Here is a 13,893-nt window from a genome sequence, read left to right as displayed (position 1 = left end):
CGGGATAAGGAAACCGGCATACCGCGATAGCGGAGCCACAAGAACACGTGATCTGCCAAGGGGGGACACAGATTTGAAGATCGGAACGCCAAAGGAAGTGCTCGACGGTGAGAACCGGGTGGCGATGACGCCCGACTCGGCCCTGCAATTGCAAAAACTCGGATATGACTGCGCCATAGAGGCGGGGGCAGGGGGTGCCGCAGGCTTCTCGGACGCCGCCTACAAGGAGGCCGGTGTCGAGGTGATCAAGAGTGCGGCACAGCTCTACAAGGCCGCCGATGTGGTGGCCAAGGTGCGCCCGCCCACCGAGACCGAGGCCAAGCGCCTGCGCGAGGGGCAATTGTTGATCTCCTTCTTCTGGCCTGCTCAGAATGAAGAGCAGATGAAGACGATCGCCGACAAGGGCACGTCTGTCATCGCGATGGACATGGTGCCGCGTATCAGCCGCGCGCAGAAGATGGACGCGCTCAGCTCCATGGCCAATATTGCGGGCTATCGCGCCGTGATCGAAGCGGGCAACAACTTTGGCCGGTTTTTCACCGGGCAGATCACCGCAGCTGGCAAGGTACCCCCCGCGAAGGTACTTATCGTCGGCGCGGGTGTGGCTGGTCTGGCCGCCATCGGCACCTCCACGAGCCTCGGTGCGATCACCTACGCGTTCGACGTGCGCCCCGAAGTGGCCGAACAGGTCGAATCGATGGGCGCCGAGTTTGTCTATCTCGATTTCGAGGAAGAGCAGCAGGACGGCTCGGCTTCGGGTGGCTATGCGTCGGTCTCCAGCCCCGAATTCCGCGAGGCGCAGCTGGCGAAGTTCCGTGAACTGGCCCCCGAGGTCGATATCGTCATCACCACCGCCCTCATCCCCAATCGCGAGGCGCCCGAGCTTTGGACCGAGGATATGGTCAAGGCGATGAAGCGCGGCTCGGTGATCGTCGATCTGGCGGCGGAAAAAGGCGGCAATTGCAAGATGACGGTGATGGACGACAAGATCGTCACCGACAATGGCGTGACGATCATCGGATATACCGACTTTCCCAGCCGGATGGCGACGCAATCCTCGACGCTTTACGCCACCAACATCCGCCACATGATGACAGACCTCACGCCCGAAAAGGACGGTCAGGTCAATCACAACATGGAGGATGACGTGATCCGGGGCGCGACGGTGACCCATGCGGGCGAGGTGACCTTCCCGCCACCACCGCCCAAGGTTGCGGCCATCGCCGCGCAAAAACCCAAGGAAAAGGCCAAGGAGCTGACGCCGGAAGAGCGCCGCGCACAGGAAGTTGCGACCTTCAAGGCGCAGACCAAGAACCAGGTCATGCTGCTCACGGTCGGGGCGGTGCTGCTGCTGGCCGTGGGTCTGGTGGCCCCTGCCAGCTTCATGCAGCATTTCATCGTCTTCGTGCTGTCGGTCTTTGTCGGCTTCCAGGTGATCTGGGGCGTCAGCCACAGCCTGCACACGCCGCTGATGGCGGTCACCAATGCGATCTCGTCGATCATCATCCTCGGTGCGCTGATGCAGATCGGATCAAGCTCGATCCTGATTACCATCCTCGCCGCTGCGGCGGTGTTCATGGCCTCGATCAACATCATCGGCGGCTTCCTCGTGACACGGCGCATGCTCGCCATGTTCCAGAAATCCTGATCGGAGGCGACAATGGATTACGGATTTACCATTGCGGCCTACGTGGTCGCGGCGATTCTCTTCATCCTCAGCCTCGGTGGTCTGAGCGGGCAGGAAAGCGCCAAGCGTGCCGTCTGGTACGGCATCACCGGCATGGCCATCGCGGTCATCGCCACGCTGATCGGGCCGGGGCAGGGGCTGTGGCTCTTGTCGCTGATCCTGATCGCGGGCGGCGGCCTGATTGGCTATCAACTGGCCACGCGGGTGCAGATGACGCAGATGCCCGAACTGGTGGCGATCATGCACTCGTTGGTCGGCCTTGCGGCGGTCTTCGTGGGCTTCAATGCCGATATCGAGCTGACCCGCGTCGCGGCGGCCTTTGCCGATGAAGGCTTTGCCTTCCCGCGCCCCGAGACAGCAGTGGCCGAGGCCACGGCCTTTGCCAAGACCTTCTCCGGCTTTGCCGCCATCGTGGCCAAGAAGACGGCGGTGGAGGTCAGCATCCTGCGGGTCGAGCTGGTGCTTGGCGTGTGGATCGGCGCGGTGACCTTCACCGGCTCGGTGATCGCCTATGGCAAGCTGGCGGGCAAGGTCGACTCGGCCGCCAAGAAGCTGCCGGGCGGGCATATGCTCAATGCCACGGCGGCGGGCTTGTCGCTGCTCTTTGCCGCGATGTATCTGGGCGGGGCTGGCATCTGGACGCTGGTGGCGCTGACGCTTCTGGCGCTCTTTATCGGCTATCACCTGATCATGGGGATCGGCGGCGCGGACATGCCCGTGGTGGTCTCGATGCTCAACAGCTACTCGGGCTGGGCGGCGGCGGCGATCGGCTTCAGCCTCGGCAATGACCTTCTGATCGTGGTCGGCGCGCTTGTGGGCTCCTCGGGTGCGATCCTGAGCTACATCATGTGCAAGGCGATGAATCGGCAATTCGTCAGCGTCATCCTCGGTGGCTTTGGCGGCGCGTCGGGTCCGGCGGCGGAGATCGAGGGCGAGCAGGTCGCCATCGACGCCGACGGCGTGGCCAACGCGCTCAACGAGTCGGATTCAGTCATCATCGTGCCGGGCTACGGCATGGCGGTGGCGCAGGCGCAGGGCGCGGTGAGCGAGTTGACCAACAAGCTGCGCGCCCGTGGCAAGAACGTCCGCTTTGCCATCCACCCGGTTGCCGGCCGTCTGCCGGGGCATATGAACGTGCTCTTGGCCGAGGCCAAGGTGCCTTACGACATCGTCATGGAGATGGACGAGATCAACGACGATTTCCCGGATACGGATGTGGTGATCGTCATCGGCTCCAACGATATCGTCAACCCGGCGGCGCAGGACGACCCCAACTCTCCCATTGCCGGGATGCCGGTTCTGGAAGTGTGGAAGGCCAAGCAGGTGTTCGTCTCCAAGCGTGGTCAGGGCACCGGCTATTCGGGCATCGAGAACCCGCTCTTCTTCAAGGAGAACACCCGCATGTTCTACGGCGACGCCAAGGACAGCATTTCGAGCCTGCTGAGCAAGGTGGAGTGACGCCCGCGTTGATACGCGACCGAGACGGGGCGTCCTGCGGGACGCCCCTTTTCATATGGGCGGTCGAGACTGTAAGGCGCTCGCCAAGGTTCGCAGACGGGCGGGATAGCCGCACGCATGGGGGCGTATGCGGCGCGGAACAGGCGCGGATCGTGTCGGCATGGCCAGAATGGGCCTTTGCGTGCGATAAAAACCTTTCACTTCCACGCGGATCGGGCCGCTTGACGACCAGTTCCGGCCTTCACGAGCTAGAGCATCGGTGCTGTCTGGCGCGGCGGCCCCTTGGATCAAGGCATCCGGCCCCGCCGCTGTTGCGACGGCGCGCCGTCATTTTCTGACAATGGTCACCCCCGTGCCATGCTCTGGCCAGAAACTGCGCTTACCGCTGGAGCCAATGCAATGGAAAAGGTGGCCGCTGTTCAGGCACGGTGATGTAGTCCTATGTTGAAAAGTATCGTCGCGCTGTCTTTCGCGATCCTCCTGCCGAGGATCCTGTTGATTCCGGTCTTCGTGATCCTGCTTGGCCTTGCGATGCTGGCGCTGGTTCTGATCACTCTCGGGCTGGCGGTGATCTCCCCCTTCATCGCGGTCATCGTCGCCGTCATTCTCGGGCTGTCGCTGGCCATGATCCCGATCATTATCGGGATCAGGCTCGGGTTCACCGCGCGGGGTCACGATGTGACGGGGACTTATGGGGGCCTTGTCCTGCCGGGGGCGATTTATGGCGCTGTCGAGGCGATCGGCTATCTTGTCGTTACGCTGTCGGCCACCGTGATCCTGGTACTGATCTCATCGACGGTGCCGCCGGCCGAGCTTCTGGCCCTGCTGCGCGCGGGCGGTGTCGAGGCCATCGAAGACGTCCTGCAGACCGGCACTTTGCCCGCGGGCATTCTGGCCGTCATCAGCTTTCTGGCGGTCTCGGCGCTGCGGGCGGCGATTTTGGGCCGCTGGCCGGGGCGGCGTCGGGGCGCGATGCCAATGGCAGCCCGCATACCCCACTGGCGGGATTCGGCACCGGCTTCGTGCCACTGACGCTGCTTGTCTGCGCCTCTTACGTGCTGTTTCCGCTTCTGATCATGGGGTTTTTCGCGCTGCTGTCCTTTCTTGGCATGGGCGATGCCCTGCAGGAGTCCATGGCCGCCCTGCGCAGGCTGGAGGAGGGTGGCTGGTCGGCGATCGGCTGGCGCGAGGGGCTGATCCTGGCAGGGGTGTGGACCTGCTGGATCTGGATCTTCTGCCTGCAATGCGCGGGGGCGGTGCTGTTTTTCCTGCGCTGCGGCGATGGGACGGACGCCGCGCCACGCGCTGTGCGGCCCGAAGTGTCGCCCGCCTCCCACATGGCGCCGCAGGATCTCCGCGCGCTGCGCAAGAGCCGCTCGCAGCTCGGCTGACGCGTCATGCCGGAAGCTGAGCTTCAGGTTCTGGCGGAACACTCGAGCGCAGATTGCCTTTCCAACACGCGCCCGGGCCGATTACCTTCGCGCCATGGCGCGAATTGTGATCGTCTACCATGCCCGCACCGGGGGCAGATGGTCGAGGCGGCGGCGCAAGCGGCACGGCGCTTTTCATCAGCCGCCTGTAAGCGAAGGCGATCCAGATGCGGCCGCCCCGGGGTAGGCGCTCTCCGGGCAGGCGCAACACCGCCAGCAGGATGAGCGGGTTCATCGGGCGCTGTGCCTGTCGTTCGGTCGGTGGGGATGCGTCTGCGGTGCTCATGGTGCCTGATATGCCGGGAACGGGGCGCAACCGACGACCCGTTTCTCGCGTATTGGGCGTGCGCATTGCACACGCATTCGCCTTTGGCAGCAGGTGGGATTTGCAGTAGTTTGACCAAGAAGACGCCCAAGCGATGTGCAGTATACGGTTGTGTCCCGCTAAATCATTGGGGGTGAAGGAAAAAACGCTTTCACGCGCACTCCGGGCGCGATAAGCAGCGGCAAGGATCAGGAGACCGGCGCATGCCCCCAATCGAAGATCACCCGCTGCGCTATGACTTGGCGAATGAGCTGCACGCCCGCCCCTTTCCGTCGCTCAAGGCGCCCTGCACGGCCGTTTTCCTAGCGATCAAGCAGCCGAGTGACGCCGCCAAGCGCGACCGCGCAGCGGATCTTGCGCATCTGACAGCGTTGCTGGATCGCTACGGGGCCAAGCACCCGCAGCCCGGTGCGACGCATTATTTCGGAGAGATCGGACGGCACAGCCTGAAATGGGAAAGCCATACCGAGATGGTGACCTACACGGTCTTTACCGAAGGCGTCAGTTCGCGCCCCTTCGATCCGGTGGATTTCGAGGTCTTCCCGGAGGAATGGCTCGCCAAGGCACCGGGGGTGCGCATCACCTCGGCGATGATCCGGGTGGTGCCGTGGGCCAGCCGCGATGCGACGCGCGCCGATATCGACAACTGGTACGTGGATGAAAGCGTCGCTATGGCGCGCGTACTTGATGATGCCGCCGTGATGGCGGGGGATTTCCGGGTCGACCCGGCGGGGCATCTGCGGTTTTCCCTGCATGTCGCGCCCTCTACCGGGGAGCGGCGGATCGGGCGGGTGGTGCAGCGGATCTGCGAGATCGAGACCTATAAGGCGATGTCGATGCTGGGCTTTGCGCGGGTGCGCGAGATGGGCCGCCAGATGGGCGAGACCGACAGCCAGTTGAGCCGCCTGATCGACGACATGACCGGTGGCACGCAGCCCGCTGAGGAGACCTTGCAGAGCCTCTTGCGGGTCTCGGCAGAGCTGGAATCGCTGGTCGCGCAATCCTCGTTCCGCTTTGGTGCGACGGCGGCCTATGAGCAGATCGTCAATCAGCGTATCGCGGTCCTGCGCGAAGAGCGGTTCGAGGGTCGCCAGACCTTTGCCGAGTTCATGATGCGGCGCTACGAGCCCGCGATGCGCACGGTGCGCGCCACCAAGGACCGGCTCTCGGCGATGGCGGACCGGGCGATGCGCGCGGGCGAGCTGTTGCAGACCCGCGTCGATGTGGAGCGCAGCGCGCAGAATCAGGCGCTGCTGGAGAGCATGGACAAGCGCGCCGATCTGCAATTGCGCCTGCAACGCACGGTCGAGGGGCTGTCGGTGGTGGCGATCAGCTATTATGCCGTGTCCTTGGCGGGCTACCTGCTTTATCCGCTGACCGACATGCTGGACGTGAGCAAGGGCATGGTCACGGCTGCGGTGACCCTGCCTGTGGTGGGCCTGGTCTGGTGGATGGTGCAGCGCATCCGCAACAAGATCCACTGAGCGGTTTTGCGCGGCGGGCCCGCGCGTCGGGGGACGCTTGGCGTCAGATCACGTAATGGAGCCGGTCAAAGCTCTGCCGCCATTGTGACACCTCCGGCAGGAGCGCGCCGGGATCGTTCCCGCGGAGAGCGCGCGCGATGAGCGCGGCCATGCGCGGCGTGTCTTCGGGCGTCACGCCCCACCGGACGAGTTCCGGTGTGCCGATACGCAATCCGTTCATGTCGCCTGCAACCGGGTCGATGGGCAGCCCGATGCCACAGGCGAGAAAGCCTGCGAGACGCAAGCGTTTCGAGGCGGCCTGCCCGCCGCCGAACGCCGCTGCCTCGAGCGCAAACTGATGCGATTGCGTGGCCGTGTCTCGGGCCTTGAAGACCGGCAGCCCTTCGGCCTCGAGCGCGGTCGAGAGCGCCTGCGCGACGGCCACCATCTGGCTTGCATAGGCGCGTCCGTACACACGCCAGTCCAGCAGCGTGACGGCGAGCGCCGCCGATTTGGCGGCATCGAAATTGGCCGTCATGCCCGGGAAGGCGATGGCGTCGAGCCGTTCGGCGAGATCGGCCTCATTGGTGACGATAAGGCCACCTGCTGGGCCGCCAAGGCTCTTGTAGGTGCTCATCGTCATCAGGTGCGCACCCTCTGTGAGTGGGTTCTTCCATGTCCCGCCCGCGATGATGCCGCATTGATGCGCGGCGTCGAAGAGCAGTTTGGCCCCTATCGCATCGGCAATCGCGCGCACCTCACGCACTGGGTGCTCGAAGAGATTGAGACTGGCACCGAGCGTGATCAGACGGGGCCTTTCCGCCTGCGCCATGGCGCGCAATCCTTCAAGATTAACGGTATAGCCATCACGGTTCACCGGGGCCTCGAGGATGCGCAAGCCGTAGAGCCCGGCGCAGCCCGGCGCGTGGTGGGTGACATGGCCACCAATGGACGCAGGCGGCGCGATGATCGTGTCGCCGGGTCGGCAGGTGGCCATGAAGGCGTAGAGATTGGCAATCGCGCCCGAAGGCACGCGGATCTCGGCATAGTGCGCGCCAAAGATCTCGGCAGCCAGTTCCGCCGCGATCACCTCGATCTCCTCGATGGCCTCGAGCCCCATTTCGTACTTGTCACCCGGGTAACCCAGCGAGGGGCGCGAGCCGATGCCCGAGGCCAAGAGCGCCTCGGCCCGCGGATTCATCACATTGGTTGCCGGGTTGAGGTTGAAGCACTCGGCCTCGTGGATGCGGCGGTTGTTCTCGGCCAGCGCCTCGATGCGGGCGGCGATCGCGCTCGCATCCTCGCTCGCGGTGCGGGTGGCAAGTGTCTGGATCAGGTCTTCGCAAAGGCTGGGCACCCAATCGCGGTGGGAAAGTGTCATGATGATCTCCTGAAGATCCGTTTCCGGCAGGATGGCGCGGCACGATGGACGGCGCAAATCAGATTATGTAAAAATGAGCGTAGAAAAACTAAGGCTAGAAAATGTCGGTATCTCCGCCCCGCCCGAAAGGGCCACCGCTCAATGCGCTCCGCGCTTTCGAGGCTGCTGCGCGGTTGGGTGGTTTTGCCAATGCCGCCGAAGAGCTTTGCGTGACCCCCGGAGCGGTTTCGCAACATATCCGCGCGCTTGAGGACTGGATCGGCGCCGATCTCTTCGAGCGTCGTTCGCAGGGGGTGCGATTGACCGCGTTGGGGGCAGAGGCACTGCCGGGTTTTGCCACGGCTTTCGATGCGATGGGAGCGGCGGTGCATGGTCTGCGAAACGCCGCGCGGCATGGCACCCTGCATATCGCGGCGCTGCCCAGCGTGGCGCAACTCTGGCTCTCGCCCCGATTGCCGGCGGTGCGCGCGGCGCTGCCTGATCTGCGTGTGTCTGTCTCGGCCATCGAGACCCCGCCCAACCTGGCGCGTGATCTCTTTGATCTCAGTCTCTTTGTGCGTCCTCCGACCGGGGCGCGGGGCGAGCGGGTGCTGGCGCAGGATATGATCCTGCCGGTCTGTGCCCCCGAGGTTGCCACGCGGCTGTGCAGCCCCGCCGATCTGGCGGGGGAGACCCTGTTGCATGATGCGCTCTGGCCCGAGGATTGGGCGCTTTGGGCGCGGTCGGTTCTGCCGGGCACCCGGCTGCCCACCAATGGGCCGCGCTATTCGCTCTATGCCATTGCATTGGAAGAGGCGCGGCACGGGGCCGGGGTGCTGATGGGGCATCAGAGCCTTGTGCAGAGCGCGTTGGAGGATGGCAGCCTGATTGCGCCGTTTGCTGCGCCTGTGCCAACGGGCAAGGCGCTGGTGCTGGAACATCCTGCCTTTGATCCGCCCCGCGCCGATCTGGCGCAGGTGTTGAAGCTGCTTGCCGGGCAAGTCACGGGCTGATCCCCTCTGGCCATTGCCGCGCGCCTGCGATATCCGGGCCGGGTTGCAACACCCCCGGAGGACACGCCTATGTCCGATACCGTTCCGTTCGAGAAACCCGGCCCCGTCGAGGCCGATCTGAGCCATGCCATCGCGCCCACCGAAGAGATCATCGCGGAGGCGCGCAAGGGCCGGATGTTCATCCTCGTCGATCATGAGGATCGCGAGAACGAGGGCGATCTGGTGATCGCCGCCGAATTCGCGACGCCGGAGGCGGTGAATTTCATGGCGCTGCACGGGCGTGGCCTGATTTGCCTGCCGATGACCGCCGAGCGGATCGACCGGCTTGGCCTGCCGATGATGGCGGTGAACAATTCCTCGCGCCACGAGACAGCCTTCACCGTGTCGATCGAGGCGCGCGAGGGCGTGAGCACCGGCATCTCCGCCGGTGACCGCGCGCTGACCATCGCCACCGCGATCAACGAGCAGAACACCATGGCAGCGATTGCTACGCCCGGCCATGTCTTTCCCCTGCGCGCGCGGCGCGGCGGGGTGCTGGTGCGCGCGGGGCATACCGAGGCGGCTGTCGATATTGCGCGGCTGGCGGGGCTGAACCCCTCGGGCGTGATTTGCGAGATCATGAAAGAGGATGGCAGCATGGCGCGGCTGCCCGATCTCATCGAGTTCGCCAAGGCGCATGACCTCAAGATCGGCACGATTTCCGACCTGATCGCTTATCGCCACAAGCATGACAACCTGATCACCGAGACCGGGCGCGAGACCGTCACCTCGAGCCATGGCGGCGAATGGCAGATGCGCATTTTCGCCGACCAGATCACCGGGACCGAGCATGTGGTGCTGACCAAGGGCGACGTGTCGGACGGCCGCCCCGTTCTGGCGCGCGCGCATGCGCTCAACGCGCTGGAGGATGTGTTGGGCATCGGCCTTGCGGCGCGTGAGGGTGCGCCGACTGGTAAACTGCCCCGCGCGATGGAGATCATCGCGCGCGAGGGGCGCGGTGCGGTGTTCCTGTTCCGTCAGCCGCGCCCCAAGCTGGCGGGCGAGATGGAGGACGACGACACGCCGCGCACCGTCAAGCAGACCGGGCTTGGCGCGCAGATCATGGCGACCATGGGCATTCACGAGTTGATCCTTTTGACCGACAGCCCGAACACGCGCTATCTGGGCCTTGATGCCTACGGGATTTCGATCACCGGCACCCAACCCCTGACCGAGGAGTGAGAGCATGGCCGAGCACGAATACACCCTGCCGCGCGCCGAGTTCGACAAGCCTGTGAAAGTGTTGATCGTGGTGGCCCCGTTTTATCGCGACATCGCCGATAACCTGATCAAAGGAGCGGTGGCCGAGATCGAGGCCGCGGGCGGCACCTACGAGATCGCCGAGGTGCCCGGGGCGCTGGAACTCCCCACCGCCATCGGCATCGCCGAGCGGATGTCCAACTTTGACGGCTACGTGGCGCTTGGCTGCGTGATCCGGGGCGAGACGACGCATTACGAGACGGTCTGCAATGACAGCTCGCGCGGGCTGACGTTGTTGGGCCTGCAGGGGCTGTGCATCGGCAACGGCATCCTGACGGTCGAAAACCGCGCACAGGCCGAGGTGCGCGCCGATCCCGAGGCCATGAACAAGGGCGCGGGGGCTGCGGCTGCGGCCTTGCATCTGGTGGCATTGGCCCGTAAATGGGGCGGCCCACGCAAAGGCGTGGGGTTCAAGCCCGCGACCGAGGAAATCCGCCTCGCGGGCGATGTGAAGGACGACCCCAAGGCATGAGCACCGACCCCGCCCTTTCCGGCAACCGCCGGCGTCAGATGAAATCCGCCGCGCGCATGTATGCCGTGCAAGCGCTGTTTCAGATGGAGCATTCGCAGCAAAGTTCGACCGCCGTGCGGCAGGAGTTTCTCTACCACCGGTTCGGGGCCGAGTTCGACGACGGTGTCGACATGGCCGAGGGCGATGTCGATCTGTTTTGCAAGCTGATTGACGACGCGGTGAACTGGCAGGCGAAGATCGACCAGATGACCGATCGCGCGCTGGTCGCCAAGTGGCCGATTGCCCGGATTGATCCCACGCTGCGCGCGCTATTTCGCGCGGCAGGGGCCGAGATGATCCAGTCCGACACGCCGCCCCGCGTGGTGATCATGGAATTCGTGGACGTGGCCAAGGCGTTCTATCCCGAGGGCAAGGAATCAAAATTCGTCAATGCCGTGCTCGACCACATGGCGCACGAGGCCAAGCCCGAAGCGTTCTGAGGTCTCAGCGCAGCCGCAGCACCGGGGCCGGGCCAATCGGGATCGGGCCGAGGAGGATGCGGCCACCCCTGAATGTCAGCGGGATATCCAGCGTCTCGCGATTGCCATTCATCCGGGCCAGAAGGTCCAGACCATTCTCAACCGTCTGCGCCATCCCTTCGCGCAATGCGCCCGAGGCCTGCGCGAGCGCGATCATGTCGCGCCAGTTCCGCGCCTTGAGGGTGATCTCGCCTTCGGGCATCCCGTCCGGTGTCACGTCCACCTCGCCCGCCGCCTGCAGGTGCAACTGTCCCCATTTTCCATCGACCAGCGCAACCTTGATACGGGTGGGCTGCGGGCGCGCGACCTCGATCGCGGTGCGGTCCCAGACCTTGTCGAACGTGACCGTCAGATCAGCGGTGAGGTTCGAGATCTGCGCGGGCAGGCTGCCATCCGGGTCAAGCAGGTCGCGCCAGGGCGGTGCCAATGTCAGACCTTCGGCGGCCAGACCGAGGCGGTAGTCGCGGTCGGTTTCCTGCTGTTCGGCGGCCAGAGTCAGAGAGGTCAGTGTGCTGATTTCCTCGGGCCGGTCCTCGGGTGTGATCTGCAGGAACTCGGCGGTGAGGGTGACGTTGCGCGGGGCGAGCCGCGTGTCGGGGGCGATGCGCAGGCTGGCCCGCATGTCGCGTGCCTCCACGCGGAATTTCTCTTGCGGGGTGGCGATGAGCTGCGTCTCGGGCCAGACTGCGATCACGTGATTGGGCTGATAGCTGAGCGCGCTCAGCTGGAAATACGGGGCCTCCCACGCGAGGCCGGTGGCCGGGTCCGCGAGGATCAGGTCGGCAAATCCGGTGTCGAAGCGGTTGGGAAAGCCCCGCACGCTCAGGTCCGAGGTTTCGGCGACCCAGCCTTCGGACCGGCGGGCCTCGAACCAGCTGGAGAACGCGGTCTGCAGCCCGCGCTGTCCAATGTACCAGTAGCCCGACCAGCCAAGTGCCGCGATCACGATGACAGCCAGCAGAACTCTCATGAGGCGCGCCCCTTTCATGCCTGTTCGGAAACGTGTTTATAGGGGCCAGTACGCGAGGAACAGGGATAATCAATATGTGGGTCTTCGGCTATGGATCGCTGGTTTGGAACCCGGGCTTTGATGTCACGGAACGCGTGATTGCGCGGCTGCCCGAATTCCACCGCAGTTTTTGCATGCGCTCTGTCCATCACCGTGGAACGGATGACAATCCCGGCCTCGTTCTGGCGCTTGATGCCGCCCCCGGCGCTCTGTGCCACGGGGTCGCATTGCGGGCCAAGCCGGAGGAGGCCGAGTGCGTGCTCGCCTACTTGCGCGAGCGGGAATTGGTGTCTTCCGCCTATCTGGAAAAGCGTCTGGAGATTGCGCTTGACGATGGTCGGCATGTCGAGGCGCTGACTTATGTGGTCGACGCCGAACATGTGCAATATTGTGGCGGGCTCGACCTTGAAGAGCAGGCGCAGATCATCGCACGCGCGGTCGGCGGGCGGGGGCCGAATACCGAGTACCTCTTCAACACTACCGCACATCTCAAACAGCTTGGTATCCATGACAAGGAACTGGATTGGCTGGTGCGCCGGGTCCGGCATCTGTGTGGATAAGTCCTTGGCTTGACGGGCCAAGACGCGTAGGGTTGGGCGCATAAATCAACGTGTCGGGAGCGTCCAGATGGACCAGCCGGACCGCGAGGTCGAGCCGCAATTCTCATACCCCTATCGCCAGATCGTGCTGATGGTGATCGTTCTGGTGCTGACCGGGCTCGGCTCCTTCGTGGCGCTGCCGCGCGTGCTGCCGGTGTTCGAGGCCAACCCTTGGCTCAACGGCTTCATCTTCCTCGTCTTCGTGATCGGCGTGATCGCGACCTTCTGGCAGGTCTTTCAACTGATCGGCTCGGCCCGCTGGATCGAAGGCTTCGCCGCGCAGGTGCCGGGCCACGAAATGACGCGCGCGCCCTCGATGCTGGCCCCGCTGGCCACGATGCTGCGCTCGCGCGGAAAGCGGATGCAGATCGCCTCGACCTCGGCGCGCTCGATCCTAGACTCGGTTGCGCAGCGCATCGACGAGGCGCGCGAGATCACACGCTATATCGTCAGCCTGCTGATTTTCCTCGGTCTTCTGGGCACATTTTACGGGCTGGCCACGACCGTGCCGGCGGTGGTCGACACGATCCGAAGCCTCGCCCCGCAAGCGGGTGAAGAGGGGGTCGACGTCTTCAACCGCCTGATGACCGGGCTCGAGGCGCAACTGGGCGGCATGGGCGTGGCCTTTGCCTCGTCGCTTCTGGGTCTGGCCGGATCGCTGGTGGTGGGCCTGCTGGAGCTTTTTGCCAGTCACGGGCAGAACCGGTTTTACCGCGAGCTGGAAGAGTGGATGTCGACCATCACGCGGGTCGGCTTTGCTAGCGGTGATAGTGATGGCGACGGCGGCGGTGAACAGGACGCCGTGGCGCATGTACTCGACCACATGTCCGAGCAGATGGACGCGCTGCAGAACATGCTCAGCCAATCGGACATGAGCCGCGCCATGGTCGATCAGAAACTGGGCGTACTGGCGGATTCCATCGAGCGCCTGACCCACCGGATGAGCGATCAGAATCCGGTGCAGGTGGCGCTGATGCGGATGGCCGAGGGGCAGGAGCGGCTGATCGAGACGCTGGAGAACCGCGAAGTGGCCCCGAACGAGGGGCTCGATGCCGAGAGCCGCATGCGCCTGCGCTCGATCGACGTTCAGATGCTGCGGATCCTCGAGGAAATCAGTGCCGGACGGCAGGAGACCATGACCGAGTTGCGCTCCGATCTGGCGGCGCTGACACGGTTGCTCGGACAGGCGCGCGACTCTGCCCCACGCCGCGTGCGCGCTGCGTCTCGCCCTGAGACGGATCGCGGCGGGGAGGGCTGAGC

Annotated in this window: 13 protein-coding genes; 11 read left to right on the top strand and 2 right to left on the bottom strand. The window is 64.6% G+C overall.

Translation table 11 applies throughout. The features are described 5' to 3' along the window. Positions 1-73: 73 nt before the first annotated feature. The 5 genes from BMX04_RS11185 (at position 74) to BMX04_RS11165 (ending at position 6,384) form a co-directional block, all read left to right on the top strand. The gene (locus tag BMX04_RS11185) at positions 74-1,648 is read left to right on the top strand and encodes a Re/Si-specific NAD(P)(+) transhydrogenase subunit alpha (protein WP_074786509.1); all 1,575 of its coding nucleotides are present in this window, start codon (positions 74-76) and stop codon (positions 1,646-1,648) included. A 12-nt stretch (positions 1,649-1,660) separates the two neighbouring features. Continuing rightward, positions 1,661-3,145, top strand: coding sequence for an NAD(P)(+) transhydrogenase (Re/Si-specific) subunit beta (locus BMX04_RS11180; protein ID WP_074786505.1), 1,485 nt, complete (start codon positions 1,661-1,663; stop codon positions 3,143-3,145). 441 nt (positions 3,146-3,586) lie between these two features. Then, complete coding sequence (locus BMX04_RS11175; protein WP_074786502.1) at positions 3,587-4,177, top strand: hypothetical protein; 591 nt, start codon at positions 3,587-3,589, stop codon at positions 4,175-4,177. After that, entirely contained in the window at positions 4,168-4,536 is a 369-nt protein-coding gene (locus tag BMX04_RS11170) for a hypothetical protein (protein ID WP_074786499.1), read from the top strand. Before BMX04_RS11175 ends, BMX04_RS11170 begins: the two co-directional genes overlap by 10 nt. Positions 4,537-5,103: 567 nt before the next feature. Beyond that, a complete protein-coding gene (locus tag BMX04_RS11165; RefSeq protein WP_074786496.1) occupies positions 5,104-6,384 on the top strand; it encodes a DUF3422 family protein in 1,281 nt (426 codons plus the stop codon). A 43-nt stretch (positions 6,385-6,427) separates the two neighbouring features. Here BMX04_RS11165 and BMX04_RS11160 read toward each other — a convergent pair whose 3' ends face one another. Beyond that, entirely contained in the window at positions 6,428-7,744 is a 1,317-nt protein-coding gene (locus tag BMX04_RS11160; RefSeq protein WP_074786493.1) for a serine hydroxymethyltransferase, read from the bottom strand. Positions 7,745-7,845: 101 nt separating this feature from the next. On the opposite strand from BMX04_RS11160, the gene BMX04_RS11155 reads away from it, so the two are divergent. From BMX04_RS11155 to nusB, 4 genes are all read left to right on the top strand, one after another. After that, positions 7,846-8,736, top strand: a complete 891-nt coding sequence (locus BMX04_RS11155) for a LysR family transcriptional regulator (protein WP_074786490.1) — start codon at positions 7,846-7,848, stop codon at positions 8,734-8,736. A 69-nt stretch (positions 8,737-8,805) separates the two neighbouring features. Continuing rightward, the gene (ribB, locus tag BMX04_RS11150) at positions 8,806-9,957 is read left to right on the top strand and encodes a 3,4-dihydroxy-2-butanone-4-phosphate synthase (RefSeq protein WP_074786487.1); all 1,152 of its coding nucleotides are present in this window, start codon (positions 8,806-8,808) and stop codon (positions 9,955-9,957) included. Positions 9,958-9,961: 4 nt separating this feature from the next. Further along, positions 9,962-10,507, top strand: coding sequence for a 6,7-dimethyl-8-ribityllumazine synthase (locus BMX04_RS11145; RefSeq protein ID WP_074786484.1), 546 nt, complete (start codon positions 9,962-9,964; stop codon positions 10,505-10,507). Continuing rightward, positions 10,504-10,986, top strand: a complete 483-nt coding sequence (gene nusB, locus BMX04_RS11140) for a transcription antitermination factor NusB (RefSeq protein WP_074786481.1) — start codon at positions 10,504-10,506, stop codon at positions 10,984-10,986. The genes BMX04_RS11145 and nusB overlap by 4 nt, the downstream gene beginning before the upstream one ends. Positions 10,987-10,990: 4 nt before the next feature. On the opposite strand, the gene BMX04_RS11135 is transcribed toward nusB, so the two are convergent. Next, positions 10,991-11,995 carry a DUF2125 domain-containing protein gene (locus tag BMX04_RS11135; RefSeq protein ID WP_244888528.1) on the bottom strand — a complete coding sequence of 335 codons (1,005 nt, stop codon included), beginning with the start codon at positions 11,993-11,995 and terminating at the stop codon, positions 10,991-10,993. A gap of 74 nt (positions 11,996-12,069) precedes the next feature. Between BMX04_RS11135 and BMX04_RS11130 the strand changes: the two genes are divergently transcribed. Both BMX04_RS11130 and BMX04_RS11125 read left to right on the top strand, forming a co-directional pair. After that, positions 12,070-12,594, top strand: a complete 525-nt coding sequence (locus tag BMX04_RS11130; RefSeq protein ID WP_074786475.1) for a gamma-glutamylcyclotransferase — start codon at positions 12,070-12,072, stop codon at positions 12,592-12,594. 67 nt (positions 12,595-12,661) lie between these two features. Next, complete coding sequence (locus BMX04_RS11125; protein WP_074786472.1) at positions 12,662-13,891, top strand: biopolymer transporter ExbB; 1,230 nt, start codon at positions 12,662-12,664, stop codon at positions 13,889-13,891. Positions 13,892-13,893 lie beyond the last annotated feature (2 nt).

This window comes from Roseovarius tolerans, assembly GCF_900109855.1.
Taxonomy (GTDB): domain Bacteria; phylum Pseudomonadota; class Alphaproteobacteria; order Rhodobacterales; family Rhodobacteraceae; genus Roseovarius; species Roseovarius tolerans.
This window is presented reverse-complemented; position numbering and strand designations above follow the sequence as displayed.

What these genes read in the sequence shown, in the direction of transcription:
- BMX04_RS11180 (WP_074786505.1), top strand. Translation starts at nt 1,661, where the DNA reads ATGGATTACGGATTTACCATTGCGGCCTACGTGGTCGCGGCGATTCTC.
- BMX04_RS11175 (WP_074786502.1), top strand. Translation starts at nt 3,587, where the DNA reads ATGTTGAAAAGTATCGTCGCGCTGTCTTTCGCGATCCTCCTGCCGAGG.
- BMX04_RS11165 (WP_074786496.1), top strand. Translation starts at nt 5,104, where the DNA reads ATGCCCCCAATCGAAGATCACCCGCTGCGCTATGACTTGGCGAATGAG.
- BMX04_RS11160 (WP_074786493.1), bottom strand. Translation starts at nt 7,744, where the DNA reads ATGACACTTTCCCACCGCGATTGGGTGCCCAGCCTTTGCGAAGACCTG.
- BMX04_RS11155 (WP_074786490.1), top strand. Translation starts at nt 7,846, where the DNA reads ATGTCGGTATCTCCGCCCCGCCCGAAAGGGCCACCGCTCAATGCGCTC.
- ribB (WP_074786487.1), top strand. Translation starts at nt 8,806, where the DNA reads ATGTCCGATACCGTTCCGTTCGAGAAACCCGGCCCCGTCGAGGCCGAT.
- BMX04_RS11145 (WP_074786484.1), top strand. Translation starts at nt 9,962, where the DNA reads ATGGCCGAGCACGAATACACCCTGCCGCGCGCCGAGTTCGACAAGCCT.
- nusB (WP_074786481.1), top strand. Translation starts at nt 10,504, where the DNA reads ATGAGCACCGACCCCGCCCTTTCCGGCAACCGCCGGCGTCAGATGAAA.
- BMX04_RS11135 (WP_244888528.1), bottom strand. Translation starts at nt 11,995, where the DNA reads ATGAGAGTTCTGCTGGCTGTCATCGTGATCGCGGCACTTGGCTGGTCG.
- BMX04_RS11130 (WP_074786475.1), top strand. Translation starts at nt 12,070, where the DNA reads ATGTGGGTCTTCGGCTATGGATCGCTGGTTTGGAACCCGGGCTTTGAT.
- BMX04_RS11125 (WP_074786472.1), top strand. Translation starts at nt 12,662, where the DNA reads ATGGACCAGCCGGACCGCGAGGTCGAGCCGCAATTCTCATACCCCTAT.